Annotated in this window: 23 protein-coding genes; 17 read left to right on the top strand and 6 right to left on the bottom strand. The window is 70.2% G+C overall.

Going from position 1 to position 25,233, the window contains the following annotated elements:
• Positions 1 to 37 precede the first annotated feature (37 nt).
• Positions 38 to 1,534, top strand: a complete 1,497-nt coding sequence (locus tag QBL25_RS21215; RefSeq protein ID WP_409058602.1) for an aminopeptidase P family protein — start codon at positions 38 to 40, stop codon at positions 1,532 to 1,534.
• 112 nt (positions 1,535 to 1,646) lie between these two features.
• Here the strand turns inward: QBL25_RS21215 and QBL25_RS21220 are convergent, their stop codons facing one another.
• Complete coding sequence (locus QBL25_RS21220; protein WP_409058603.1) at positions 1,647 to 2,162, bottom strand: carboxymuconolactone decarboxylase family protein; 516 nt, start codon at positions 2,160 to 2,162, stop codon at positions 1,647 to 1,649.
• Positions 2,163 to 2,203: 41 nt separating this feature from the next.
• Between QBL25_RS21220 and QBL25_RS21225 the strand changes: the two genes are divergently transcribed.
• The gene (locus QBL25_RS21225) at positions 2,204 to 3,640 is read left to right on the top strand and encodes a PLP-dependent aminotransferase family protein (protein WP_409058604.1); all 1,437 of its coding nucleotides are present in this window, start codon (positions 2,204 to 2,206) and stop codon (positions 3,638 to 3,640) included.
• 108 nt (positions 3,641 to 3,748) lie between these two features.
• Here the strand turns inward: QBL25_RS21225 and QBL25_RS21230 are convergent, their stop codons facing one another.
• The gene (locus QBL25_RS21230; protein WP_409058605.1) at positions 3,749 to 4,195 is read right to left on the bottom strand and encodes an ATP-binding protein; all 447 of its coding nucleotides are present in this window, start codon (positions 4,193 to 4,195) and stop codon (positions 3,749 to 3,751) included.
• A gap of 268 nt (positions 4,196 to 4,463) precedes the next feature.
• Between QBL25_RS21230 and QBL25_RS21235 the strand changes: the two genes are divergently transcribed.
• The 9 genes from QBL25_RS21235 to QBL25_RS21275 all read left to right on the top strand — a co-directional run bounded on the left by QBL25_RS21235 (position 4,464) and on the right by QBL25_RS21275 (position 14,525).
• Positions 4,464 to 5,297 (top strand): hypothetical protein, encoded by an 834-nt coding sequence (locus tag QBL25_RS21235; protein WP_409058606.1) that lies wholly within the window; start codon positions 4,464 to 4,466, stop codon positions 5,295 to 5,297.
• Between the two features lie 162 nt (positions 5,298 to 5,459).
• Positions 5,460 to 6,221, top strand: coding sequence for a YcnI family protein (locus QBL25_RS21240; RefSeq protein ID WP_409058607.1), 762 nt, complete (start codon positions 5,460 to 5,462; stop codon positions 6,219 to 6,221).
• Between the two features lie 79 nt (positions 6,222 to 6,300).
• Positions 6,301 to 6,951: an SCO family protein gene (locus tag QBL25_RS21245; protein ID WP_409058608.1), complete on the top strand. Its 651-nt coding sequence runs from the start codon at positions 6,301 to 6,303 to the stop codon at positions 6,949 to 6,951.
• Complete coding sequence (locus QBL25_RS21250) at positions 6,948 to 7,436, top strand: copper chaperone PCu(A)C (RefSeq protein WP_409058609.1); 489 nt, start codon at positions 6,948 to 6,950, stop codon at positions 7,434 to 7,436. The genes QBL25_RS21245 and QBL25_RS21250 overlap by 4 nt, the downstream gene beginning before the upstream one ends.
• Before the next feature lie 14 nt (positions 7,437 to 7,450).
• Positions 7,451 to 9,430 (top strand): copper resistance CopC/CopD family protein, encoded by a 1,980-nt coding sequence (locus QBL25_RS21255; protein WP_409058610.1) that lies wholly within the window; start codon positions 7,451 to 7,453, stop codon positions 9,428 to 9,430.
• An 11-nt stretch (positions 9,431 to 9,441) separates the two neighbouring features.
• The gene (efeB, locus tag QBL25_RS21260) at positions 9,442 to 10,674 is read left to right on the top strand and encodes an iron uptake transporter deferrochelatase/peroxidase subunit (RefSeq protein WP_409058611.1); all 1,233 of its coding nucleotides are present in this window, start codon (positions 9,442 to 9,444) and stop codon (positions 10,672 to 10,674) included.
• A gap of 172 nt (positions 10,675 to 10,846) precedes the next feature.
• Positions 10,847 to 11,782, top strand: a complete 936-nt coding sequence (gene pheA / locus QBL25_RS21265; RefSeq protein WP_409058612.1) for a prephenate dehydratase — start codon at positions 10,847 to 10,849, stop codon at positions 11,780 to 11,782.
• A 629-nt stretch (positions 11,783 to 12,411) separates the two neighbouring features.
• The gene (gene serS / locus QBL25_RS21270) at positions 12,412 to 13,701 is read left to right on the top strand and encodes a serine--tRNA ligase (RefSeq protein WP_409058613.1); all 1,290 of its coding nucleotides are present in this window, start codon (positions 12,412 to 12,414) and stop codon (positions 13,699 to 13,701) included.
• Complete coding sequence (locus tag QBL25_RS21275) at positions 13,698 to 14,525, top strand: HAD family hydrolase (RefSeq protein WP_409058614.1); 828 nt, start codon at positions 13,698 to 13,700, stop codon at positions 14,523 to 14,525. The genes serS and QBL25_RS21275 overlap by 4 nt, the downstream gene beginning before the upstream one ends.
• Positions 14,526 to 14,843: 318 nt before the next feature.
• Here the strand turns inward: QBL25_RS21275 and QBL25_RS21280 are convergent, their stop codons facing one another.
• From QBL25_RS21280 to QBL25_RS21295, 4 genes are read right to left on the bottom strand one after another with little or no spacing between them, the layout of a single operon-like run.
• Positions 14,844 to 15,563, bottom strand: a complete 720-nt coding sequence (locus tag QBL25_RS21280) for an ABC transporter permease (protein ID WP_409058615.1) — start codon at positions 15,561 to 15,563, stop codon at positions 14,844 to 14,846.
• A 10-nt stretch (positions 15,564 to 15,573) separates the two neighbouring features.
• On the bottom strand, positions 15,574 to 16,485 hold the full coding sequence (locus QBL25_RS21285) for an ABC transporter ATP-binding protein (RefSeq protein WP_409058616.1): 912 nt from the start codon (positions 16,483 to 16,485) through the stop codon (positions 15,574 to 15,576).
• Positions 16,482 to 17,387, bottom strand: coding sequence for an ABC transporter permease (locus QBL25_RS21290; protein ID WP_409058617.1), 906 nt, complete (start codon positions 17,385 to 17,387; stop codon positions 16,482 to 16,484). The genes QBL25_RS21285 and QBL25_RS21290 overlap by 4 nt, the downstream gene beginning before the upstream one ends.
• A complete protein-coding gene (locus QBL25_RS21295; protein ID WP_409062727.1) occupies positions 17,377 to 18,438 on the bottom strand; it encodes an ATP-binding cassette domain-containing protein in 1,062 nt (353 codons plus the stop codon). Before QBL25_RS21295 ends, QBL25_RS21290 begins: the two co-directional genes overlap by 11 nt.
• A 275-nt stretch (positions 18,439 to 18,713) precedes the next feature.
• Between QBL25_RS21295 and QBL25_RS21300 the strand changes: the two genes are divergently transcribed.
• From QBL25_RS21300 to QBL25_RS21325, 6 genes are all read left to right on the top strand, one after another.
• Positions 18,714 to 19,565 (top strand): M24 family metallopeptidase, encoded by an 852-nt coding sequence (locus tag QBL25_RS21300; protein WP_409058618.1) that lies wholly within the window; start codon positions 18,714 to 18,716, stop codon positions 19,563 to 19,565.
• Positions 19,562 to 21,343, top strand: a complete 1,782-nt coding sequence (locus QBL25_RS21305; RefSeq protein ID WP_409058619.1) for an SDR family oxidoreductase — start codon at positions 19,562 to 19,564, stop codon at positions 21,341 to 21,343. Before QBL25_RS21300 ends, QBL25_RS21305 begins: the two co-directional genes overlap by 4 nt.
• Positions 21,340 to 22,272 carry a metal-dependent hydrolase gene (locus QBL25_RS21310; RefSeq protein ID WP_409058620.1) on the top strand — a complete coding sequence of 311 codons (933 nt, stop codon included), beginning with the start codon at positions 21,340 to 21,342 and terminating at the stop codon, positions 22,270 to 22,272. The genes QBL25_RS21305 and QBL25_RS21310 overlap by 4 nt, the downstream gene beginning before the upstream one ends.
• A 242-nt stretch (positions 22,273 to 22,514) precedes the next feature.
• A complete protein-coding gene (locus QBL25_RS21315; protein ID WP_409062728.1) occupies positions 22,515 to 23,438 on the top strand; it encodes a MerR family transcriptional regulator in 924 nt (307 codons plus the stop codon).
• Between the two features lie 150 nt (positions 23,439 to 23,588).
• Complete coding sequence (locus QBL25_RS21320) at positions 23,589 to 24,173, top strand: RNA 2'-phosphotransferase (RefSeq protein ID WP_409058621.1); 585 nt, start codon at positions 23,589 to 23,591, stop codon at positions 24,171 to 24,173.
• Positions 24,174 to 24,275: 102 nt separating this feature from the next.
• Entirely contained in the window at positions 24,276 to 25,205 is a 930-nt protein-coding gene (locus tag QBL25_RS21325) for an LLM class flavin-dependent oxidoreductase (RefSeq protein ID WP_409058622.1), read from the top strand.
• Positions 25,206 to 25,233: the final 28 nt, after the last annotated feature.

A 25,233-nucleotide genomic window follows, 5' to 3' on the forward strand; every position in this document is an offset into this window, starting at 1 on the left:
ATGGAGAGGGCCCAGTGTCGTACATAGGAGGCAGATCGTGTCGGAGGAGCTCATTCCGGAGAACCCGGAGACCCCGGAAGACCTGGAGATCGAGTCCGAGGAAGAGCCGATCAAGCAGCGCAAGAACGGCCTGTACCCGGGAGTCTCCGACGAGCTCGCCGAGAACATGAAGTCGGGCTGGGCCGACACGGAGCTGCACGACCTGCAGCCGATCGCCCAGGCCACGCACACCGCCGCCCGCCGCGCCGCGCTCTCCGCGCGCTTCCCGGGCGAGCGCCTCGTGATTCCCGCGGGCAATCTCAAGACCCGCTCGAACGATACGGAGTACGCCTTCCGCGCCTCCGTCGAGTACGCGTACCTGACCGGCAACCAGACCGAGGACGGCGTTCTCGTCCTGGAGCCGTCCGACTTCGCGGACGGCACGAGCGGCCATGAGGCCACCATCTACCTGCTGCCGCGCTCGAATCGCGAGAACGGCGAGTTCTGGCTGGACGGCCAGGGCGAACTCTGGGTCGGCCGCCGGCACTCCCTCACCGAGGCCGAGACGCTGTACGGCATCCCCGCCTCCGACGTGCGCGAGCTCGGCGAGCACCTGCGCGGGGCGAGTGGCCCGGTCCGCGTCGTCCGCGGGTACGACGCCGGCATCGAGGCCGCGCTGACCGACAAGGTCACCGCCGAGCGCGACGAGGAACTGCGCGTCTTCCTCTCCGAGGCCCGTCTGGTCAAGGACGAGTTTGAAGTCGGCGAGCTACAGAAGGCGTGCGATTCGACGGCGCGTGGCTTCGAGGACGTCGTGCGCGTCCTGGACAAGGCCGAGGCGACCAGCGAGCGCTACATCGAGGGCACGTTCTTCCTGCGCGCCCGCGTCGACGGCAACGACATCGGCTACGGCTCGATCTGCGCCGCGGGCCCGCACGCCACGACGCTGCACTGGGTCCGCAACGACGGCGCCGTGCGCGCCGGAGAGCTGCTGCTCCTGGACGCCGGCGTGGAGACGCACACGTACTACACCGCCGACGTGACGCGGACGCTGCCGATCAACGGCCGCTTCGACGCACTCCAGCGGAAGATCTACGACGCCGTGTACGAGGCCCAGGAGGCCGGCATCGCGGCGGTGCGGCCCGGCGCCAAGTACCGCGACTTCCACGACGCCGCGCAGCGCGTGCTCGCCGAGAAGCTCGTGGAGTGGGGCCTCGTCGAGGGCCCGGTCGAGCGCGTCCTGGAGCTGGGCCTCCAGCGCCGCTGGACCCTGCACGGCACCGGTCACATGCTCGGCATGGACGTCCACGACTGCGCGGCCGCGCGCCGCGAGACGTACGCCGACGGCGTCCTGGAGCCCGGCATGTGCCTGACCGTCGAGCCCGGTCTGTACTTCCAGGCGGACGACCTGACCGTGCCCGAGGAGTACCGCGGCATCGGCGTGCGGATCGAGGACGACATCCTCGTGACGGCCGACGGGAACAAGAACCTGTCGGCGGCGCTGCCGCGGCGTGCCGACGACGTCGAGGCGTGGATGGCCGAGCTCAAGGGCTGAGCGGCACCCTGCGGGACGGGGCCGCTTCCTGATGCGGTCCTGACCGGCTCTCTTCTTGTCGAACCGGGCCTCTTCTTTAAGAGAAGGGGCCCGGTTCCGCGTTTTCCGGGGCCTAGCGCTCATCCTCGCCCGCCACCTTGGCGGTGCTCAGGGCTATGCGGTTCCAGGTGTTGATGGTGAAGATCAGCGCCAGGACGTGGCCGAGCTCCGTCTCGTCGAAGTGCGCCGCCGCGCAGGCGTAGACGTCGTCCGGGACGCCGCCCCGGTGGACGAGCGTGACGGCCTCGGTGAGGTCGAGGGCCGCCTGCTCCTTCTCGGTGAAGAAGTTCCTCGCCTCGCGCCAGACGCCGACCATGTGCAGCCGCGCCTCGTCCTCGCCCGCCTTGCGCGCGTCGGATGTGTGCATGTGGAGGCAGTACGCGCAGCCGTTGAGCAGCGAGGCGCGGATCTGGATCAGCTCGACCAGGGCCGGGTCGAGGCCGTCGCGGGCGGCGGCGTCGAGACCGATCACGGCCTTGAAGGCCTTCGGGGCGGCCTTGGCGAAGTTGAGGCGGGGAGCGGGGGCGGCTGCGGGGGCCAGGGTCTGGGCGGTGGTCTGCGGGGCGTTCTCGTCGTTCGTCATGACCATGAATCTACGGGCGGGATAGACCTTGGATAGGGTGCATTTCCATGGCGGAATCATGGGTCAATCTGGCCGAGCGCATCGGGAGTGACCTGCACCTGGAGCTCTCCGGGGCGGGCGGTCGCCGCGCTGTCCTCATCCGTGCGCTGCGGGACGCCGTGCGCGAGGGGCGGCTCGCTCCGGGCACGCGGCTCCCGCCCTACCGCTCCCTCGCCGCCGATCTGGGCATCGCCCGCAACACCGTCGCCGACGCTTACGCCGAGCTGGTCGCCGAGGGCTGGCTGACCGCGCGGCAGGGCTCCGGCACCCGGGTGGCCGACCGGGCGGCGCCGCCCGCGCGCTCCCGCGTCCCCAAGCGGGCGCCCTCCCGGCCCGCGACACCGGCCCCGCCCGCGTACGACCTGCGGCAGGGCCGGCCGGACCCGGCCTCCTTTCCGCGCACCGCCTGGCTCGCCGCGGCCCGGCGCGCCCTCAACTCCGCGCCGAACGAGGCCTTCGGGCCGGGCGACCCGCAGGGGCGCGTCGAGCTGCGCAGGGCGCTCGCCGGGTATCTGGGGCGGGTCCGCGGGGTGCGCACCGACCCGGAGCGGATCGTGGTGTGCTCCGGGGTCGCCCACGCCCTGCGGCTGCTGTTCGGGAGCGGGGGAGGCGGGCTGCTGCGCGGGCCGCTGGCCGTGGAGTCGTACGGCCTGGGTTTCCACCGGTCGATCCTCGCGGCCGCCGGTGTACGGACGGTCCCGCTCGGCCTCGACGAAAAGGGCGCCCGGATCGAGGAGTTGACCGAGGGCCGGCGCGTACGGGGCGTCCTGCTCACGCCCGCACACCAGTTCCCGACCGGCGGCCCCCTGCACCCGGCCCGCCGCGCGGCGGTGATCGACTGGGCGCGCGCCCGCGGCGGGCTCGTCCTGGAGGACGACTACGACGGCGAGTTCCGCTACGACCGGGAGCCGGTGGGCGCCGTACAGGGTCTGGATCCCGAACGCGTCGTCTACATGGGCTCGGTCAGCAAGAGCCTCTCTCCGGGGGTACGGCTGGGGTGGCTGGTTCTGCCCGAACACCTCATCGACGGCGTCCTCGCGGCGAAGGGCGAGCGCGAGGCGTGGGCCGGGGTGACCGATCAGCTCACGCTCGCCGAGCTGATCGAGTCGGGCCACTACGACCGGCATGTCCGCCGCATGCGTCAGCGCTACCGCACCCGCCGCGACCAGCTCGTCGCCGTCCTCGCCACGCACGCACCGCACATCAGCCCGACCGGTGTCGCGGCCGGCCTGCACGCCGTCCTGCGCCTGCCGCCCGGCACGGAACAGTCCACGGCGAAGGCCGCCGCCTGGCAGGGCCTCGCACTGGAGAGCCTGGCCGAATTCCGTCACCCCGACGCCACCATGCCGACATCCGACGGACTGGTCGTCGGCTACTCCACGCCGCCGGAGCACGCGTACGGGGCCGCGCTGGAGGCCCTGTGCAGGGCGCTGCCGCCCGCTTGAGGGAGAAGCGGCCACCGGGGCCCGGCGGGTCTCCCGGAGCCCTGGAGGGGTCCCTCAGGCCCTGACGAGTGGAGAAGTCCGCCAGGCCGTGATGGGCGGAGAGATCCCTCAGGCCGTCACGAGCGGCGCGTCCTCGCGCCACTTGAGGATCTTGTCGAAGCTGATCACCGCGCCGCCCCTGCCCCCCGGCTCATTGCCGAAGTGGACGTGATCGGCGAGCTCCTGGATGAGATAGAGGCCGCGTCCGTGCTCGGCGGTGTCGGACGCGGGCAGCGCCACGGGGACGAACCCCGGCCCCGAGTCGGCGACTTCGATGTGGCACTTCTCGCCGTCCAGGTACGCCGTCACCCGGTAGGCCCCGGCCGCCCCTTCGGGAGGCACGGGTGATCCGCCGTGTTCCACCGCGTTGGCACAGGCCTCGCTGAGAGCCACCGAGAGGTCGTACGAGACGTCGGGATCCACCCCCGCGGTCTCCATCGTGCCCATCAGCAGGCGGCGGGCCAGCGGGACGCTCGCAGCTTCGCGCCGCAAATGGAGAGACCACCACATGCTCATGCTCCAGCCTCCTGGCCGCGGCTCGACATACCGATACGTATTGCCGCAAGCGCCCGTGTATAAGCGCGCACTTGACGTGATGCCGCCCATACGGCGGACGCGCGAAGGGCTCGGGACGGTGTAGACACGCCTCTCACGGGCCACTTTCGAGGGCTCCAAAGGCACCCATTCGGTGCTCATGCGGATCGACCGGCACCCATCGGCATCCAGGGGAGCTTGCGGACCTGCCGTATGCGGCGGGTAAGGCCAGTGCAATGATGTTCCGGCCATGACTGCCCCCCACCAGCGCGAAGCGCGCGCCGGAGTCGATCTCCGGCTGCTGAGAGCCGCGGTGTTCGCCGTGCTCTGCGTCGTGCTGTCCGCCGGGGGCCATGTACTCGCTTCCTGTGCCGCCGTCCCGCTGTGGACGCTCGGCGCCGGTTTCCTGGCCGTCTTCGCCGTCGCCGCACCGCTCGCCGGACGTGAGCGCTCCCTGCCGGGCATCGCCGCTCTGCTGGCTGCCGGGCAGGTGGGCCTGCACGCGCTCTTCGGAACGGGTCAGCACGCGGGCTCCGCGATGGCGGCCACCGAACCCTCCGTCGTGGAGCGGGCCGCGCGCATCGTGTGCGGGGCCGGCGCCGCCGGACTCAGCCCCGCCCAGGCCCATCGCATCCTGACGACGGCGGGCGTGGAGCCGGGCGGCGGGGCCACGGGCCACGCGCCGCACCACGGTTCCTCGGCCTCGGCCGCGCACTCGGCGATGGACTCGGCGACGGGTTCCATGTCGCTGCTCCCGTCGCTCCCGATGCTCCTGGGGCACGTACTGGCCGCCCTCGCCGCCGGGTGGCTGCTGCGCCGCGGCGACATCGCGCTGCTGCGCCTCGTGCGGCTCTCGACGCACGGGGCGTACGGAATCGCCGAGGGGGCGCTCGTTCGTTCGCTGCGCAGCGCGCTCGCCCTTGTGTGCGCCCTCAGCGCCGGACTCCCCGGGGCGCCCGGCGCGGGGCCGCGCACTCCCCGTACGGCCTTCTTCGGGCCTCCGAAGCCGCACACCGCCGCGCTCCAGCACACGGTGACCAGGCGCGGTCCTCCGGCCGCCGCCGCACTCACACTCGCCGCCTGACGCGACGCACTCCTACCGCAGCACTACGGAGAGGTGCCTCACGGCCGGCGGCATCCACGCGCGCGTGCCGCTCGGTTCGTCGCCGCGCGCACTCTCCCCTGATCACCGCCGTCGGCCTTTCGGCGCCGCTGATCACCACCGCTGAAAGTGGAGTGTTCCGTCATGTCTGTTCTGTCCGCGCTGTCCACCGCCAAGGCCTCCCGCGTCTCCGTCGTCGGTGGCGTCGCCGCCTCCGCCGTCCTGCTGCTCTCCGTCCCCGCCTTCGCGCACGTCAGCGTCACGGCCGAGGGCCAGGCCGCCAAGGGCGGCTACGCCACGGTCAACTTCAAGGTGCCCAACGAGATGGACGACGCCTCGACCAACAAGCTCGAGGTCTCCTTCCCCGAGGACCACCCGCTCGCCTCCGTCATGACGCAGGACGTCCCGGGCTGGACCGCGAAGGTCACCAAGTCGAAGCTCGACAAGCCGCTGGAGATGCACGGCGAGAAGATCGACGAGGCCGTCTCCAAGGTCACCTGGACCGCCGACGGCAAGGGTGTCCGGCCGGGCACCTTCCAGAAGTTCCCGCTCTCCATCGGCGCGCTGCCCGAGGACGCCGACGAGCTCGTCTTCAAGGCCGTCCAGACGTACGACAACAAGGAAGTCGTCCGCTGGATCGAGCCGCAGCAGAAGGGCGAGGAGGAGCCCGAGCACCCCGCTCCGGCCCTGGCCCTGACCGCCGCCTCCGAGGACGGTCACGGCGCCGCCGCCTCGCACGACGACGACGCCAAGGAAGACGCGAAGTCGGACGACGAGAGCGAGTCCGCCGCCTCGTCCGACAGCAGTGACTCCACCGCCCGCGTCCTCGGTGTCGTCGGCATCGTCGTCGGCGCGGCCGGCGTGGCGTTCGGCGTGCTCGCCGGACGCCGGCGCGCCAACAGCTGAGCCACCCTTCGGGCCGTACCGGGGGCGTTTCACGTGCCCCCGGTGCGCCCGGGCCCCCTCACATCTGGGACATTTTCGTATGCGCAAGAAGAAGCTGCTCGCCGCCGCCATGCTGGCCGCGGCCACCCTCACCCTGTCCGCCTGCGGCGGCGGTGACGACAGCAAGAAGCCCGTCGCGGACGTCTCCGTCGAGTCCAACGGCGACAAGGCCGCGACCATCCTCGACAAGCCCTTCGAGAAGCCGGACCTCGTCCTCAAGGACACGCACGGCAAGAAGTACGACCTGCGCGCCGAGACCAAGGGCAAGCCGACGCTCGTCTACTTCGGCTACACCAACTGCCCGGACGTCTGCCCCCTGACGATGAGCAACATCGCCGTCGCCAAGAAGCAGCTGCCCAAGGCCGAACAGGACAAGCTCCAGGTCGTCTTCGTGACCACCGACCCCGAGCGCGACACTCCCGAGGCCCTCGGCAAGTGGCTCAAGTCGCAGGACACCGACTTCATCGGTCTGACCGGTGACTTCGACACCATCCAGGGCAGCGCCCGCACCCTCGGCATCAGCATCGAGCCCTCCAAGAAGGAGAAGGGCAAGGTCGTCTCGATGCACGGCACGCAGGTCATCGCGTTCTCGCCGAAGACCGACGCCGGGTACGTCCTGTACGGCGAGGACACCACCGTGGACGACTACACCAAGGACCTCCCCAAGATCGTCAAGGGAGCGACTCCGTGAACCGCCGCACGCTCGCCGGCGGCGCCCTGGCCCTGACGGCGGCGCTCACCCTCGCCGGCTGCTCGGACTCCTCCGGCTCGGACGCCGGCCAGGCCTCGGGCAAGCCCGAGCTCAAGGTCGCCGGCGCCTTCATGCCCGAGCCGGTCATGGACACCATGGCCTCCGGGTTCTTCACCGTCACCAACAAGGGCGGCGCCGACAAGCTCACCTCGGTGACCAGTTCCGTCGCCGAGAAGGTCACGCTGCACAGCACCAAGGGCAACGCGATGAAGGAGCAGAAGTCGTTCGACGTACCCGCGAACGGCGAGCTCGACTTCGCGCGGGGTGGCAACCACCTCATGTTCGAGGAGCTCAAGAAGAAGCCGAAGCAGGGCGACAAGGTCGCCGTGACGCTGCACTTCGAGAAGTCGGACCCCATCGAGATCGAGGTCCCGGTGAAGGCGGCCACGTACAACCCCACGCCCGGCAAGCACGCGTCGCACTGAGGGACTGATCGCTGATGCAGACCATCGCTCCCGGCTGTGGAGCTCGCTCCGGGGCCGCCGCCCGCTTCGGGATACCCCCCGGCGCCGGACGGCTCCTGCTCGTCGTCGCCGTCTTCCTCGGCGCACTGCTGGCCACGGCGGCACCCGTTTCCGCCCATGCCGCGCTGACGGGCAGCGACCCCAAGCAGGGGGCGGTGGTCGACTCGGCACCCGCCCGCGTCTCCCTGACCTTCTCCGAGAAGGTCGCCATGTCCGACGGTTCCGTACGGGTGCTCGACCCGGCCGGCAAGCGCGTCGACACCGGCAAGACCACCGACCTGGGGTCCAACACCTACGGCGTGCCGCTGCACAAGGGGCTGCCCGACGGCACCTTCACCGTCGCCTACCAGGTCGTTTCCGCCGACAGCCACCCCATCTCCGGGGCCTACACCTTCTCCGTGGGCGCGCCGTCCGACACCAAGGTCGCGCTGCCGGACGAGGAAGTGGGCGGCGGAGTCGTCGGCGGGCTCTACGGCTTCGCGCGCTACCTCTCGTACGCCGGTTTCATCCTCGTCGTCGGCGGGGCGGCCTTCGTGCTCGGCTGCTGGCCGCGCGGCGCCGGGGTGCGCCCTGTGCAGCGGCTCGTGGTGGCGGGCTGGGTCACGCTCACCGCGTCCACCCTCGTGATGCTGCTGCTCCGCGCGCCCTACACCGGCTCGGGGAAGATCGCCGACGCCTTCGACATGGGCAAGCTCGGCGACGTGCTCCAGACGAAGACGGGCGCCGCGCTCGTCTCACGGCTGCTGCTGCTCGCCGCCGCCGCGCTCTTCATCGCGGTGCTCTTCGGCGCGTACGAGAAGCGGACCGACCCCAAGGAGCGCAAGGACCTCACCTTCGGGCTCGCCATCGGCGGAGGCGTCGTCGCCGCCGGGCTCGGCGCGACCTGGGCCATGGCCGAGCACGCGTCGACCGGCATCCAGGCCGGCCTCGCGATGCCCGTGGACGTCGTGCACCTGCTCGCCGTCGCCGCCTGGCTCGGCGGGCTCGCGGCGCTGGTCGTCGCCCTCTACTTCGCGCCGTCGGTGGAGGCCGGGGCCGTGCGGCGCTTCTCGCGCGTGGCGTTCGCCAGCGTCGTCGCGCTGGCCGCCACCGGGCTCTACCAGTCGTGGCGGCAGGTCGGCTCCTGGTCGGCGCTCACCGGTACGCGGTACGGCCAGCTGCTCCTCGTCAAGGTCGCCCTGGTGGTCGTCCTCGTCGGCATCGCCTGGATCTCCCGGCGCTGGACGGGACGGATCATCGGCCAGGCGGGCGACCTGGCCCCGGAGGCCGCGGCGGCGGCCGTCGTGGAGAAGCGGGCCGAGAAGCACGCCGAGAAGACCACGGCGGCCAAGCGGGTGGAGAAGAAGCCGGTGACGGTGCCCGCCGGGGCCGCAGGTACGGACTCCAAGCGCTCCGCCCAGCTCGCCTGCCAGCAGGCCGCCATGAGCACCGCCCGCGAGAAGCGGATCCGCGACGCCGACCCGAACCGGTCCGGCCTGCGACGCTCCGTGCTCGCCGAGGCGGGCGTCGCCGTCGTCCTGCTCGCGGTCACCACGGTCCTGACCTCCACCGAGCCCGGGCGCACGGAGGAGGAGGCGGCGGCTTCGAAGACGGCCGCCGCGGCCCAGCGCTCTGGACCGCTCACCCTCAAGTTCCCCTTCGACACGGGCTCCGACGACGGCAAGGGCACCGTGCAGCTCGACCTGGACCCGGGCCGCACCGGCAGCAACGAGATGCACATCTTCGTGAAGCGCCCGAACGGCAGCGCGTTCGACATCCCCGAGGTCAAGGTGTCGTTCACCCTCAAGTCGAAGGACGTCGGCCCGCTGCCGGTCGCCCCCGACCACATCGCCACCGGACACTGGAGCGCGAACGGGGTGCAGATTCCGATGGCGGGCAAGTGGAAGGTCGCCGTGACCGTGCGCACCTCCGACATCGACCAAGTGACCGTGAACAAGAACGCGCAGATCGGCTGAACGGAACCACCATGGCGGACAACGGGATTTCGAGGCGGCGGCTGCTCGGCACCGCGGGCGCCACCGGTCTCGCGCTCGGCGCGGCGGGCGGTGCGGCCGGGTATGCCGCGGCGCCCTCGGACACCCCCGAGAAGGCGGCGACGCTGGCGTCGCTTGGCGCGGACACGGTCATGTTTCACGGGAAACATCAGCCCGGCATCACCACGCCCCTCCAGTCCCGCGGCCATCTCATCGCCTTCGACCTGACGGCGGGCGCCGGCCGCAAGGAAGCGGCGGCCCTGCTGCGCCGCTGGTCGGCGACGGCCGAGCGGCTGATGGCGGGCAAGGCCGCGGCGGGCGAGGACACGGATGTCGCCCGGGACGCGGGCCCCTCGTCGTTGTCCGTCACCTTCGGCTTCGGGCACAGCTTCTTCGGGCGTACCGGCCTGGAGAAGCAGCGCCCGTCGGGGCTCGACCCGCTGCCGGACTTCTCGTCCGACCACCTCGACAAGGCGCGCAGCGACGGCGATCTGTGGGTGCAGATCGGCGCCAACGACCCGCTCGTCGCCTTCCACGCGCTGCGCGCGCTCCAGAAGGAGGCGGGCGGCGCGGCGCGGGTGCGCTGGCAGATGAACGGCTTCAACCGCTCGCCCGGCGCGACCGCGCACCCGATGACGACCCGCAATCTGATGGGCCAGATCGACGGCACGAACAACCCGAAGCCCTCGGAGGACGACTTCGAGCGCCGGATCTTCGTGCCCGCCACGGGGGACCCGTCCTGGATGGCGGGCGGCTCCTACGTCGTCGTACGGCGTATCCGGATGCTCCTCGACGACTGGGAGAAGCTCGGCCTCAAGGACCAGGAGGCGGTCATCGGGCGCCACAAGTCGGACGGCTCACCGCTGACCGGCGGTACGGAGACCACCGAGCCGAAGCTGGAGAAGGCGGGCCCGGACGGGGAGTACGTCATCGCCCTCAACGCCCATGCCCGCATCACCCGTCCCGACCAGAACGGCGGCTCCGCGATGCTGCGCCGCCCGTTCTCGTACCACGACGGCTTCGACAAGGACGGCGAGCCGGACGCGGGCCTGCTGTTCGTCTGCTGGCAGGCGGATCCGCTCCGGGGCTTCGTGCCGGTGCAGCGCAAGCTCGACCGCGGTGACGCGCTGTCGAAGTTCGTCCGGCACGAGGCGAGCGGACTCTTCGCGGTGCCGGGCGGCGCCGCGAAGGGCGAGTACGTGGGGCAGCGGCTGCTGGAGGGGTAGGCCCGTGTCGTACGGGTGTGTCGTATGGGTGTGTCGTACGGGTGTGTCGTACGGGTGTGGGGGCCGACGTCACGCACACGTGTGGGGATGGGCGTCTCGTACGTGTGTGGGGGCGGGCGTCGCTTCGTGAGACGCGTGAGCCGTGCCACGGACGGGCCATTAGGGTGACGGTATGTCGGCGATGCGCTACACCTATCTCGGCCCCGAGGGCACCTTCACCGAAGCAGCCCTCCGTACGCTCCCGGAAGCGGCCACCAGGGAGCTCGTCCCGATGGTGTCCGTGCCCGCCGCGCTGGACGCGGTCCGCAGCGGTGACGCGGCGGCGGCCCTGGTGCCGATCGAGAACTCCGTCGAGGGCGGCGTCACGACCACCGTCGACGAGCTCGCCAAGGGCGCGCCCCTGATGATCTACCGCGAGGTGGTCCTGCCGATCGCCTTCGCGCTGCTCGTGCGGCCCGGCACCCAGCTCAAGGACATCAAGACGGTGACCGGCCACCCGGTGGCCCAGCCCCAGGTCCGCAACTGGCTCGCCGCGCATCTGCCGGACGCCCTGTGGGAGTCGGCGGCCTCGAACGCGGACGGTGCCCGCCTGGTCCAGGAGGGCCGTTTCGACGCGGCCTTCGCGGGCGAGTTCGCGGCGGCGACGTACGGCCTGGAACCGCTGGTCAGCGAGATCCACGACGCGGCGACCGCCGAGACCCGCTTCGTCCTGGTCGGCCGCCCGGCGCGCCCCGCGGCGCCGACCGGTGCGGACAAGACCTCGGTGGTCATCTGGCTCGGCGACGACCACCCCGGCGCCCTGCTCGAACTGCTCCAGGAGTTCGCCGTGCGCGGGGTCAACCTGATGCGGATCGAATCGCGGCCCACCGGCCAGCGCATCGGCAACTACTGCTTCTCCGTGGACGCCGAGGGCCACATCACGGACCGCCGCGTGGGTGAGGCCCTGATGGGCCTCAAGCGGATCTGCCCGCAGGTGCGCTTCCTCGGTTCGTATCCGCGTGCGGGAGTGTCGCCCGCCGATCTGAAGCCGCCGCGGCCCGGGACGACCGATGGCGAGTTCCTTGCGGCCTCGGACTGGCTGACCCAGTGCCAGGACGGCCGGTTCTGAGCGGTCTTACCTGCTGATTTACGTTGTCCACAAAGTTATCCACAGGGCCGGTTCTCGACCTGGGGACAAGTCGACAACGAAGGCCGACATGGTCGACAAATCGGCCTAGAACCCACAAGTCCGTCCACAGTCCCGCACGTCACCCCTCGTCCACCCTTTTCCATTGATCAACTCTTTGGGGCGAACCATTTCCACTCGAAAGTGGGTGTGAGGGTGGTTTGGGACGGGAATCCTTCGTCGCGCATGCGGCTTTCGGAACGATCCCTTCCGGCATCCACAGATCTTTCGCACAGCCTGTGGATAACTTTTCGACAGGGGATATTCCTGTGGACAACCGGGCCCTCAAGTCCCGGTCCGCACAAGGGGATCGGGTCAAGGAGACGGGTCCGCTCTGCCCCTTTTCAGGGAATGACACCCTTTTCATTGACCCGGAACGCGGCGGTCCGGAGCAGGATCCGGCGGCCGTCCGGGAGCTGCGCGACGACCGGCCGGCGATCGGCCGATGGCTCATTTCTGTCGGGTTCCCGTCGCATCTCTTTCGGGAATTCCCATTCCGGCAAATCGGCCATAACGCTACAGACGGGAATATCGAGTCGAGAGCCGGAACCGCTCGACGGTAGCCTGGTGGGGTGATTGACCTTCGCCTGCTCCGTGAGGACCCCGACCGTGTTCGCGCCTCCCAGCGCGCCCGTGGAGAGGACGTCGCGCTCGTCGACGCCCTGCTCTCCGCCGACGAGCGGCGCAGGTCGTCCGGGCTCCGCTTCGACGAGCTCCGTTCCGAGCAGAAGGCGCTCGGCAAGCTCATCCCCAAGGCCTCGGGTGACGAGAAGGCCGAGCTCCTGAAGAAGGCCGGCGAGCTCTCCGCCGCCGTCAAGGCGGCCAACGCCGCCCAGGACGAGGCCGACGAGGAGACCAAGCGCCTCCTCCAGCAGCTGGGCAACCTCGTCCACCCGGACGTCCCGGTCGGCGGCGAGGAGGACTTCGTCGTCCTCGACACGATCGGCACCCCGCGCGACTTCGCGGCCGAGGGCTTCGAGCCCAAGGACCACCTGGAGCTCGGCGAGGCGCTCGGCGCCATCGACGTCGAGCGCGGCGCGAAGGTCTCCGGCTCGCGCTTCTACTACCTGACCGGTGTCGGCGCCCTGCTCGAACTGGCCCTGGTGAACGCGGCGATCGCGCAGGCGACGGAGGCCGGGTTCATCCCGATGCTGACGCCCGCCCTGGTCCGCCCGCGCGCCATGGAGGGCACGGGCTTCCTCGGCCAGGCCGCCGAGAACGTCTACCACCTGGAGAAGGACGACTACTACCTGGTCGGCACCTCCGAGGTCGCGCTCGCCGGTTACCACATGGACGAGATCATCGACGCCGACAAGCTCCCCTTGCGGTACGCGGGCTTCTCGCCCTGCTTCCGCCGCGAGGCCGGCACGTACGGCAAGGACACCCGCGGCATCTTCCGCGTGCACCAGTTCGACAAGGTCGAGATGTTCTCGTACGTCGACCCGGCGGACGCGGAGAACGAGCACCAGCGGCTCCTGGAGTGGGAGAAGCAGTGGCTGACCGGTCTCGGTCTGCCGTTCCAGGTGATCGACGTCGCCACGGGCGACCTGGGCTCCTCGGCCTCGCGCAAGTTCGACTGCGAGGCGTGGATCCCGACGCAGGGCAAGTTCCGCGAGCTGACGTCCGCGTCGAACTGCGACACCTTCCAGTCCCGCCGCCTGTCGATCCGGATGCGCGACAACAGCGACGGCAAGAAGGTCATGCAGCCGGTCGCGACGCTGAACGGCACGCTCTGCGCCGTCCCGCGCACGATCGTCGCCCTCCTGGAGAACCACCAGCAGGCCGACGGCTCCGTGTGGGTGCCCGAGGTCCTGCGTCCGTACCTGGGGGGACGAGAGATCCTGGAGCCCATCAACAAGTGAGCCACCCTGCTCCTGTCACGCCGTCCTTCCCGTACAAGCTCGTCGCGACCGACCTCGACGGAACGCTCCTGCGCTCCGACGACACGGTCTCGGCGCGTACGCGCGACGCGCTCACCGCGGCCACCGCGGCGGGCGCCGCGCACATCATCGTCACCGGCCGTGCCGTCCCCTGGACCCGGCACATCCTCGACGACCTGGGCTATGACGGCCTTGCGGTGTGCGGGCAGGGCGCGCAGGTCTACCACGCGGGCGAGCACCGCCTGCTTACGTCGGTCACGCTCGACCGGCAGCTGGCCGGGATCGCCCTCGCCAAGATAGAGGCGGAGATTGGCCCACTGGCGCTCGCCGCGAGCCGTGACGGCCTCGACGGCGAAGTGATCGTCGGCCCCGGGTACGTGGTGCAGGACGGCCCGCTGCCCGCCGTCCCTTTCACGGACGTCGCCGAGCTGTGGGCGGCCCCGTTGAACAAGGTGTACGTCCAGCACCCGGGCCTGAGCGACGACGCGCTGGCCTCGGTCGCGCGTGAGGTCGCGGGTGGCCTGGTCGGCGTGACGATGGCCGGCGAGGGAATCGTCGAGCTGCTCCCGCTCGGCCTCTCCAAGGCGACGGGACTGTCCCTGGCGGCCCGCCGCCTGGGCGCGAAGGCCGCGGACACGATCGCGTTCGGTGACATGCCCAACGACATCCCGATGTTCGGCTGGGCGGCGCACGGCGTGGCGATGGCCAACGCCCACGAGGAACTCAAGACGGTCGCCGACGAGGTGACGACGTCGAACGAGGACGACGGCATCGCGGTGGTGCTGGAGAAGCTCCTCGGCTGCTGACCGCTGATCCTCGGGACACCACGTCCCGCACGCACTGAGCCGGCCACCGATCTTCGGTGGCCGGCTCAGTGCGACGTGGGTGGGCGGCCCGCGCAGCGAAGGTGCGCGCTCGAAGCGGCCGCCCCGGGCATTCCCCCGTGGGCGGGGCTCGACGGAGTGAGTAACTACTCCGGAACCTGCCGCGGGCTGCCCTGCCGGGAACTCGACGGACTGGTGAAGGACACGTCGGCTCCTCTCCCGGTATGCGGGCGCCAGGGTCATGGCGCGGTGACGACATCTACTGTGCCCGCGCCCCCGGTTGGTCCGCCACCGAATTATTCACTCCTCCCCGGCCAGCGTCAGCGACCGGAGCTTCTGCCCGGCGTACCAGGTGGCGAGGACCGTGACGCCGACGAGGAGCACCGTGGCGACCGGCAGCCCGACGTCCGAGGTGACCAGGTCGCCGCCCGCGGTCTTCTGGGCGACGGCGAGCGACCACTGCTGGACGCTGAGCGTGCGCGCCCCGGGGACCAGCGACCCGAAGAGTGCCTCCCACACGAGGGCGTAGACGAGTCCGAAGACGACCGCGTGCCGGGTGATGGTGCCCAGGAGCAGGAAGAGCGCGGCGTACGCGATGGAGGCGACCAGCGCGGCGATCGTGTACGCCACGGCGATCTGCTGGCCGTTGCCGTTCAGGATCATGCCCGCGACGAAGGTCGGGATCGCGGAGAAGGCCATGGTCACGGCGATGGCGACGGTGAGCTTGGTGATGATGATCGTGGGCCGCTTGACCGGCTTGGACAGGAGATAGACGACGGAGCCGTCGTCGATCTCCGGGCCGATGGCTCCGGTACCGGCGATGACGCCGATGATCGGCACCATCGTGGCGAGCGCGAAGCCGCCGAGGAGGTCGGAGGCGACCTGGTCGTCGGCGCCGCTGAATCCGCGGACCGCGGCGGCGATGACGACCAGGAGGACGGGCAGGGCGAAGAGGATCAGCGCCCTGCGGCGGCCGAGCAGGGCCCGGTAGGTGAGCCGGGCGACAGTGGGGTCGTACACGATGCTCCCTTCAGGCCGCGACGAGGTAGGAGAAGACCGACTCGAGGGACTCGTCCGAGGGCGAGACCGTGAGGAGGCGGATGTCGTGATCGCGGGCGATGCGTGGCAACAGGGTGGTGAAGCGTCCGAAGTCGATGGCTTGGATGCGCAGGGCGCCTTCCTTGAGGTCGACTTCGATTCCTGCCGTCGACGGGTCGGCGATCAGGGCGGCGGCCAGGGCGCGGTCGTCGCTGGACCGCACGAGGTAGCGGTGGGGGCGGTCGGTCATCAGGCGCCGGATCTTGCGGAAGTCGCCGCTCGCGGCGTGCCGTCCCGCGACGATCACCTCGATGTGCGAGGCCAACTGCTCGACCTCTTCGAGGATGTGCGAGGAGAAGAGGACCGTGCGGCCCTCGTCCCCCATGCGCCGCAGCAGGTCCATCAGCTGCATGCGCTGACGGGGGTCCATGCCGTTGAACGGCTCGTCCAGCAGGAGCACGGACGGTTCGTGCACGAGGGCGGAGGCCATCTTCACGCGCTGGCGCATGCCCTTGCTGTACGTGGAGATCTTGCGGTCCTGCGCGTACTCCATCTGGACCGTGGCGAGGGCCTTGTGCGCGGCCCGCTCGTCCAGGCCGTGCAACTCGGCGTTGGCGACGACGAATTCACGTCCGGTGAGGAAGTCGTACATCGCCTCGCGCTCGGGGACGATGCCGATGTCCTTGTAGATCTGTTCGTTGCGCCAGATCGGCCTGGCGTCGAGGGTGACGCTGCCGGTGGAGGGGGCGAGGAAGCCGCCCATCATGTTGATGAGGGTGGACTTCCCCGCGCCGTTCGGGCCGAGGAGGCCGGTGACGCCCGGGCCGACGTTCATCGTGATGTCGTTGACCGCCACCACGTTCCCGAACCAGCGTGAGACGTGGTCGATGTTGATGGTGGTCACAGCCCGACCTTTCGGTAGCGGCGCATCATCGCGCCGTAGCAGCCGGCGATGAGGGCGAGGACGACGATCGCGTAGACCACGCCCGTGCCGGACGAAGGGCCTTCCCCTCCGGGGAAGGCGGAGGTGGCGCCGAGGAAAGCGGTCTGCACGCCGTCGATGAGCGTGATCGGCGAGAAGAGGCCGAGCCAGGCGATGGCACCGGTGCTGCCCTGTTCGTAGGCGATGGCCTGGACCGTGGACACCGCTCCGTAGCTGATGGTCAGCACCGCGATGACGGCGGCGATCCCGAAGCCTCGGCGGGGCGTGACGGCCGAGATGACGAGGGCGATGCCGGAGAAGAGGAGGGAGAGCAGCGCCACGGAGACGAGGCCTTGGCCGAAGCCCTTGGTCTGGTCGGCGAAGTCGAGCTTGGCGAGCAGCGCCCCCACATAGAGGACGAGCAGCGGGGCGGCCGTGAGGACGAAGAGCGCCGACGCCATGGCGGCGAACTTCGCGCGTACGTAGTCGCTGTGCTCGATGGGGCGGGAGAAGTAGAGGGGGACGGTCTTGAAGCGGAGGTCGCGGGAGACCGTCTGGGGGGCCTGTGCGGCCAGGAAGAGACTGATGACTGCCTGCAGAACGATCGCGTAGCGGGTGTAGTCGAGGGGGAGGTCGTTCGCCTTCGTGGTCACGGCGACGGCCACCATGATCGCGGCGGGGACGCACATCACCGCGAAGAGGATCATCGGGAGGACCTTGGACTTGGCCGAGCGGCCCAGTCCGTACGCCCCGCGCAGGCTCTGGGAGAAGAGCGAGCGGCGGGCGTAGGCGCGGCCCAGGCGCGGGCCGTCGTAGTTGCGATAGCCGATGTTGTGGATCTGGGTCTGTTCGCCGGCGTGGGCCGGGGGCTGCTCAACCGCCATGACGGACCGCCTCCTTCCGCGCTTCCTCGCCGGACTGCCGGGACTGTCCGGGCTGTCCGGTCGTTTTTGACTGTCCCGGCTGCTCTGGCTGCTCCGGCTGTTCGCTCTGGTCGGTCTGCTCGGTCTGCTCGGTCTGGAAGACCTCCGCGATGTGGTGCCTGCGCTGTTCCATCCGGACCAGGCCGAGCCCGAGGTCCGCGACGAGGTCGCGCACCAGGTCGTACGTCTCGTCGCCGTCCGCCTCGAGGAGCACCGTGTGCCCCGCGCCGGGCAGGCCGCTGCCCTCGTGGGTGGTGACCCCGCGGCCCCGCAGCGCATCGCGGAACGCCTGGGTGCCGTCGGGGTGTTCGTCGGAGTCCGTCACCTCGACGGCCAGCGTCGTGGTGGTCTGGGTGAAGTCCGTGGTGGAGCTGGACCGCAGGAGCTTGCCGCCGTCGATGATGACGACGTGGTCGCAGGTGCGCTCCAGCTCGCCGAGCAGATGCGAGGTGACCAGGACGGAGATGCCGAAGTCCGTGTGGATGCGGCGGATGAGGCCGAGCATCTCGTCACGTCCGGCGGGATCGAGGCCGTTGGTCGGTTCGTCCAGGAAGACCAGGTCGGGGTCGTGGACGAGGGCCTGCGCGAGCTTCACGCGCTGCTTCATCCCTGTCGAATAGCCCCCGATGGGGCGGTAGCGCTCCTCGTAGAGACCGACGTGTCGCAGGGTGTCCGCGGTGCGTTCGCGGGCCGCCGTGGGCGGGAGCCCCGACATGCGCGCCATGTGGACGACGAACTCGGTGGCCGAGACGTCCGGCGGCAGGCAGTCGTGCTCCGGCATGTAGCCGACGCGTTCGCGGATCTGGCCGCCACTGGTGGCGACGTCGAGTCCGAGCACGGCGGCGGTGCCCTCCGTGGCGGGGGACAGACCCAGCAGGATCTTGATCAGTGTGGACTTGCCGGCTCCATTGGCTCCGACGAGTCCGGTCACACCGGGCCCGATGTCCATGGAGAGCCGGTCAAGCGCGGTCACCCTCGGGAACCGCTTGCTCAGGCTTTCGGTCGCGATCACAGTCACGATTCGAAGGTAGTGGCGCAGACCACATCGGGCGTCAGACCAGGGTGCTGTCCTCGCCTCACTCTCCGGTATTACGGGCCCGTAGGGGTCGTCCTGAGGTCGCCCCCTGGGGAATGTCCCGCACGTTCCCCCCGAGTCGGGCCCGGCTCGTCCGCAGCTCTTGACGTAGCCGCTGAGCATTGTCACATTCATCAGTGTCAAGTTACGGACGCGTACTGCAATGGACCGGACACGCCGTACGGCGACGACGGACACGGACGGACGGTGGCATGACCTCAGCAGTGGCAGGCGAACGCTCCGCGGAACTGCGGGGGTTCAGGGAAGTGCAGACCCTCGCGTATGAATGCGCGGAGGCGGTCGCGGCGCAGCTCAAGCCGGGGGTGACCGAGCGCGAGGCGGCCCGCATGCAGCGCGAGTGGCTGCGGGAGCGGGGCGTGCGGGACTGGTTCCACCTGCCCTTCGCCTGGTTCGGGGACCGCACGGCGTTCGTGAACTTCCGGATACCGCTTCAGTTCTTCCCCACCAACCGGCGCCTTGAGCCGGGGATGCCGTTCATCCTCGACATGGCCCCGGTCTACAAGGGATATACGGCGGACATCGGCTATTCGGGCTGTCTCGGTCTCAACCCCGTGCACGACAAGCTCCTCGCCGACTTGGAGGCGCATCGCGAGCTGCTCCTGCGCGAGGTCCGTGAGCGCCGGCCGCTGCGCGAGATCTATGAGGACGTGGAGCGGCTCATGGTCCGCCAGGGCTATGCCAACCGCCATCGTGCCTATCCCTTCGGCGTCATCGCCCACAAGGTCGACCGCGTCAAGGAGCGCAGGCTGTCACCGAACGTCTTCGGCTTCGGCACACAGTCCTTGAAGGGGTTGGCGAGCGACGCGATCCACGGCCACCGGGACGGCTGGTCGCCGCTCTGGTCGCCGTACAAATTCTCCGACCACCCGCCCCGGCCGGGGCTCTGGGCGGTCGAACCGCACCTCGGGTTCAGGGGTACGGGCGCGAAGTTCGAGGAGATCCTGGTCGTCACCGACTCCAAGGATCCCGAACAGAGCGCGTTCTGGCTGGATGACGATCTGCCGCATGTGCGGCGCTGGGCTGAGGAGAGGGCCGCCGCATGATCACGGGAGCAACCACCAAGGGGATCAAGGGCGCCCGCGAGCGCCTTGTGCGCACGGGCGGTGTGGAGCTGTGCGTCGCCGAGCTGGGCGACCCGGGCCAGCCCACGGTGCTGCTCGTGCACGGCTATCCGGACTCCAAGGAAGTCTGGTCGGAGGTCGCCGAGCGCCTCGCCGACCGTTTCCACGTCGTGCTCTACGACGTGCGCGGCCACGGGAAGTCCACTGCTCCGCAGCCGCTGCGCGGTGGCTTCACGCTGGAGAAGCTGACCGACGACTTCCTGGCCGTCGCCGACGCGGTGAGCCCGGACAAGCCGGTCCATCTGGTCGGCCACGACTGGGGTTCGGTGCAGTCCTGGGAGTTCGTGACGGTCAAGCGCACCGAAGGCCGGATCGCGTCCTTCACCTCGATGTCGGGGCCCTCGCTCGACCACCTCGGGCACTGGATCAAGAAGCGGATCGCCCGGCCCACCCCCCGCAAGGTCGGCCAGCTCCTCGGCCAGGGCGCCAAGTCCTGGTATGTGTACATGCTGCACACCCCGGTGCTCCCCGAGCTCGCCTGGCGCGGACCGCTCGGCAAGCAGTGGCCGAAGATCCTCCAGCGTGTGGAGAAGATTCCGTCGGGCGACTACCCGACCTCGTCGCTGCCCTCGGACGCCGCGCACGGAGCCTGGCTCTACCGCGACAACATCCGCGCCCGGATGCGCAGGCCCCGCGCCGACGCCTACGCACACGCCCCCGTGCAGCTCATCACGCCCTCCGGCGACATCTTCCTGTCGGAGCGGATCTACGACGATCTTCAGACGTGGGCCCCGGAGCTGGTGCGCCGCACCATCCCGGCCAAGCACTGGGTGCCCCGCACCCGGCCCGACCAACTGGCGGCGTGGATCACGGACTTCGTGACCGGCAACGAAGACGGTGTCCCCGCCAACGACAGGCAGGCCACGGGAAAGCACGCCGATCGCTTCGGCGGCCAGCTGGTCCTGGTCACGGGCGCGGGCAGCGGCATCGGCCGGGCCACCGCGTTCGCGTTCGCCGAGGCGGGCGCACGCGTCGTGGCCGTCGACCGGGACGCGGAGAGCGCCGCGCGCACGGCCGAGATGTCCCGTCTGGTCGGCGCCCCCGAAGCCTGGGGAGAGACGGTCGACGTCACCGACGAGCAGGCCATGGAGAAGCTCGCCGAGAAGGTCGCCAGGGAGTACGGCATCGTCGATGTCCTGGTGAACAACGCGGGGATCGGTCTCTCCGGCTCGTTCCTCGACACGAGCGCCGAGGACTGGAAGAAGGTCCTCGACGTCAATCTGTGGGGCGTGATCCACGGCTGCCGGCTCTTCGGCAAGCAGATGGCCGAGCGCGGCCAGGGCGGCCACATCGTCAACACCGCGTCCGCTGCGGCGTATCAGCCCTCCAAGGCGCTGCCCGCCTACAGCACCTCCAAGGCCGCGGTCCTGATGCTCAGCGAGTGCCTGCGCGCGGAGCTGGCGGGCCAGGGCATCGGGGTCTCCGCGATATGCCCGGGCTTCGTGAACACGAACATCACGGCGACCACGCACTTCGCCGGTGTCGACGCCGAGGAGGAGAAGCGCCGCCAGAAGAAGACCTCGCGCCTGTACGGCCTGCGGAACTACCCGCCGGAGAAGGTCGCCGACGCGATCCTGCGCGCGGTCGTGAAGAACCAGGCCGTGGTCCCGGTCACGCCGGAGGCCCGGGGCGCCCACCTCATGTCCCGCTTCACGCCCAGGGCCCTGCGGGCGATCGCCCGATTGGAGCCGCCGCTGTGAGTACGGACAAGAGCACCGGCGAGGGCACCGAGGAGCACTACTCGATCGTGCCGCGGCGGGTCTCGTTCGACTGGGAGCGGACGCCGCTGCACTGGATACCGGACGAGCCCACCGCGACCCACGTGATCAACGTGCTGCATCTGCTTCTCCCCGCGGGGGAGCGGTGGTTCGTGAGGGTCTTCAAGGAAGGCCTGCCCCTCGTCACCGACCCGGTGCTGCTGAAGGACGTCAAGGGGTTCATGGGCCAGGAGGCCACGCACAGCGTGCAGCACGCGCACGTGCTCGACCACCTGGCGGCCCAGCGGCTGGACACCGCCGGGTTCACCAAGTACGTCGACTTTCTCTTCGAGAAACTCCTCGGCGAGCAGCCTCCGTTGGGTGCTCCGATACCGACGCAGGAGTGGCTGCGCTTCCGCCTCGCGGTCGTCGCGGCGATCGAGCAGTTCACGGCGGTCCTGGGGAACTGGGTGCTGCACGCCGAGGGCCTGGACGCGGCGGACGCCGACGAGGTCATGCTCGACTTGCTGCGCTGGCACGGCGCGGAGGAGGTCGAGCATCGCTCGGTCGCCTTCGACATGTACCAGCACTGCGGCGGCGAAGGCCTGCCCCGCTATGCGCGCCGCATGGCGGGCATGACGGTCACGGCGCCCGTGATGCTGTACCTCTGGATCTGGGGCACCGCCTATCTGATGCGCAGGGACCCGCAGCTCGCGGGCCGCGCTCGCTACTCCCTGGCCGAGCACAACAAGGCCGTCGGCAAGGGCCTGCTGCCGTCGTGGCGAGAGCTCGGAGCGGCCATACCCCGCTATCTGCGGCGGTCGTACCATCCCTCGCAGGAAGGCTCGTTGCGCAAGGCCGTCGATTATCTGGCGGTGTCACCCGCGGCACGGGCAGCGGCTGCTGCGGTCGGCCGAGCGGCCATCGCCTAGGACGAGGGTTTACGGAGGCGGGGAGCGTGGACGAGCAGTCGGGCGCCGGGCAGAGATCGGTGGACCACCACGGCACCGGGCAGAAGCCGCTGGACACCCACGGCACCGAGCACGGACCGGCGGGTCAGGATGCCGCTGCCGAGCAACAGCCCCCGGGGCAGCACACCGCCGAGCAACAGCACCGGGTTCAGCACCCCGCCGAGCACAGAACGGCGGACCAGCGCGCCGCCGAGTACCGGCCCGTGGAGTACCGCATCGAGGATCTGGCGCACCACAGCGGTGCCACGGTGCGTACGATCCGGGCCTACCAGGACCGCGGTCTGCTCCCCCGGCCGGAGCGGCGCGGCCGGGCCAACGTCTACGGCGAGACGCATCTGGCGCGCCTGCGGCAGATAGCCGATCTGCTCGACCGGGGATACACCCTGGCGTCCATCAAGGAGCTGTTGGAGGCCTGGGACGCCGGCCGGGGGCTCGGCGGTGTCCTGGGGCTGGCTGCCGAGGTGGGCGGACCCTGGACGGACGAGAAGGCCGACCGGATGACCCGGGCCGAGCTGGACGCGGCGTTCGGCGGAGAGCCCGACGAGGCGGCGGTGGCCGACGCGATCGCGCTCGGTGTGCTGGAGCCGATGCCGGGCCATGACGACGAATTCCTGGTGCCGAGCCCTCAAGAACTGTCGGTCGCGGTGGAGTTGCACGCCGCCGGAGTTCCACTGTCCGCCATCTCGGGCCATCTCAGGGAGTTGAGGGGGCAGGTCGAGCACATAGCGGCTCGTTTCCTGGAGTTCACCACCGAGCACGTCTTCGCGCGCTATCTCGACCATCATCCGCCGAGCGAGGCGGATGCTGCCGAGGCGGCGGCTCTCGTCCGGCGGTTGCGGCCGCTCGCACAGCAGTCCGTGGATGCCGAATTGGCGCGTGCCATGCGCCTGTTCGCCACGCGCCACCTCCAGCAGCATCTCGCTTCGGGCCAGGCGGCCCTCCGCACGAACGAGCCGCTTCCGGTGACGCTGCCCGCGGCAACAATGCAGGCCGTGGAGGCGCTTGTTGGCCGGGACAACGCCGCTGCGTTCATCGCTGCGGCCACTGAACGCGAAGTGCAGGCCAGGACATTGGACGCACTAGCGGCAAGTCATGGCAATAAGGCCTCTGTTGATCAAAAGGGTTAAATTGTCTGGCCGTTGTCCACAGAATCGCCAATTCCCCTGTGGATAACTGGACTTGGCTGTGGATCAAACCTGTGGACGAAAAGTGATGGATGAAAAGTCGGTGGACGAAAATCAAGTGCGGGGAGAACGCTCCGGAGCGAGGCTGAATGGATGAATAGAGAAGCCCCCTCCGAAGACGCGGCGGGCGAGCGACGCACGGTGAAGGTGTCGAAATACCTCTCCAAGCACCTGCGCCATCAGCCGGAGAGAATCGGACTCACGCTCGACGAGAGCGGCTGGGTGGAGATCGACGCGCTCATCGAGGCAGCCGCGGCCCACGGTTTCCGCTTCACCCGCGCCGAGCTGGAGCACGTGGTGGCCGCGAACGACAAACAGCGCTTCGCCGTCGAGGACGGCCGGATCCGCGCCAGTCAGGGCCACTCCGTCGACGTCGACCTCGCGCTGCCTCCGGCGGTCCCGCCCCCGTACCTCTTCCACGGCACGGTCGCCCGCGCCGTCGCCGCGATCCGCGCCGAAGGCCTGCGGCCCATGAACCGCCATGCCGTGCACCTCTCGCCCGACCGCGAGACCGCCACCCGCGTCGGCGCCCGGCGCGGACGACCGGTCGTGCTCGGCGTCGACGCGGGCGCGATGCACCGCGACGGCCATGCGTTCCAGGTCAGTGCCAACGGCGTCTGGCTCACCGCCGCCGTGCCCCCCGGCTACCTCCGCTTCCCGCCCCCGGAAGCACACTGACATGCGACCCATGGCCGTCCCTCCCGAGGCCGTCCCTCCCCCCGGCTGAGCAGCAGGTTCCGGTGAAAGCCCGAGGGGGCCGCAGGACGTACGCTCTGATCCATGAGTCCGCGTCTGCGTCTGAGCACCGTGATCCTGCCCGTCCGCCGCTGGCACGAAGGGGGCAAGGAGCGCTGGCAGCGGGCCGAGGAGCTCGGATTCCACACCGCGTACACCTATGACCACCTCTCGTGGCGGACCTTCCGCGACGGGCCCTGGTTCGGCGCGGTGCCGACCCTGACCGCCGCCGCGGCCGCCACCGACCGGCTGCGCCTGGGCACCCTGGTGACCTCGCCGAACTTCCGGCACCCGGTGACCCTCGCCAAGGACCTGATCACCCTGGACGACGTGTCCGACGGCCGGATCACCCTCGGCATCGGCGCGGGTGGCAACGGCTTCGACGCCACCGCGCTGCTCAAGCCCGGCGAGGAGCCCTGGACCCCGCGCGAGCGGGCCGATCACTTCGGCGAGTTCCTGCCGCTGCTCGACCGCCTCCTCACCGAAGACGTCGTCTCGTACGAGGGCGACCACTACTCCGCGTCCGAGGTCCGGAACATCCCCGGCTGCGTCCAGCGCCCCCGGCTGCCCTTCGCGGTCGCCGCCACCGGACCGCGCGGCATGAAGCTCGCCGCGCGCCACGGACAGGCCTGGGTGACCACGGGCGACCCGAAACTCTTCGAGAACGGCACCCCGGAGCAATCACTTCAAGCCATCCGCGGACAGATCGACAAGCTCACCGCGGCCTGCGACTCCCTCGGCCGGGACGCCGCCGAACTCGACAAGATCCTGCTCACCGGATTCACGCCGGACCGCCCCCTGGACTCCTTCGACGCCTTCGTGGACTTCGCCGGCAACCACGCTGAGCTGGGCTTCAACGAGATCGTGCTGCACTGGCCGCTGCCGGGAACGGATTTCGCGGCCGACGAAAAGGTCTTCGAGCGGATCGCCACGGAGGCTCTGGTCCAGCTGGGCGGCAGCACGGCAGAGGCATAAAGGCACTCAGATGTGCGCCCCAGCGCAC

Source organism: Streptomyces sp. SYP-A7185 (genome assembly GCF_046103685.1).
Classification (GTDB): domain Bacteria; phylum Actinomycetota; class Actinomycetes; order Streptomycetales; family Streptomycetaceae; genus Streptomyces.

Coding starts and splice junctions, on each gene's coding strand:
- QBL25_RS21220 (WP_409058603.1), bottom strand. CDS start 2,162: ATGGTCATGACGAACGACGAGAACGCCCCGCAGACCACCGCCCAGACC.
- QBL25_RS21225 (WP_409058604.1), top strand. CDS start 2,204: ATGGCGGAATCATGGGTCAATCTGGCCGAGCGCATCGGGAGTGACCTG.
- QBL25_RS21230 (WP_409058605.1), bottom strand. CDS start 4,195: ATGAGCATGTGGTGGTCTCTCCATTTGCGGCGCGAAGCTGCGAGCGTC.
- QBL25_RS21235 (WP_409058606.1), top strand. CDS start 4,464: ATGACTGCCCCCCACCAGCGCGAAGCGCGCGCCGGAGTCGATCTCCGG.
- QBL25_RS21240 (WP_409058607.1), top strand. CDS start 5,460: ATGTCTGTTCTGTCCGCGCTGTCCACCGCCAAGGCCTCCCGCGTCTCC.
- QBL25_RS21245 (WP_409058608.1), top strand. CDS start 6,301: ATGCGCAAGAAGAAGCTGCTCGCCGCCGCCATGCTGGCCGCGGCCACC.
- QBL25_RS21255 (WP_409058610.1), top strand. CDS start 7,451: ATGCAGACCATCGCTCCCGGCTGTGGAGCTCGCTCCGGGGCCGCCGCC.
- efeB (WP_409058611.1), top strand. CDS start 9,442: ATGGCGGACAACGGGATTTCGAGGCGGCGGCTGCTCGGCACCGCGGGC.
- pheA (WP_409058612.1), top strand. CDS start 10,847: ATGTCGGCGATGCGCTACACCTATCTCGGCCCCGAGGGCACCTTCACC.
- QBL25_RS21290 (WP_409058617.1), bottom strand. CDS start 17,387: ATGGCGGTTGAGCAGCCCCCGGCCCACGCCGGCGAACAGACCCAGATC.
- QBL25_RS21300 (WP_409058618.1), top strand. CDS start 18,714: ATGACCTCAGCAGTGGCAGGCGAACGCTCCGCGGAACTGCGGGGGTTC.
- QBL25_RS21305 (WP_409058619.1), top strand. CDS start 19,562: ATGATCACGGGAGCAACCACCAAGGGGATCAAGGGCGCCCGCGAGCGC.
- QBL25_RS21320 (WP_409058621.1), top strand. CDS start 23,589: ATGAATAGAGAAGCCCCCTCCGAAGACGCGGCGGGCGAGCGACGCACG.
- QBL25_RS21325 (WP_409058622.1), top strand. CDS start 24,276: ATGAGTCCGCGTCTGCGTCTGAGCACCGTGATCCTGCCCGTCCGCCGC.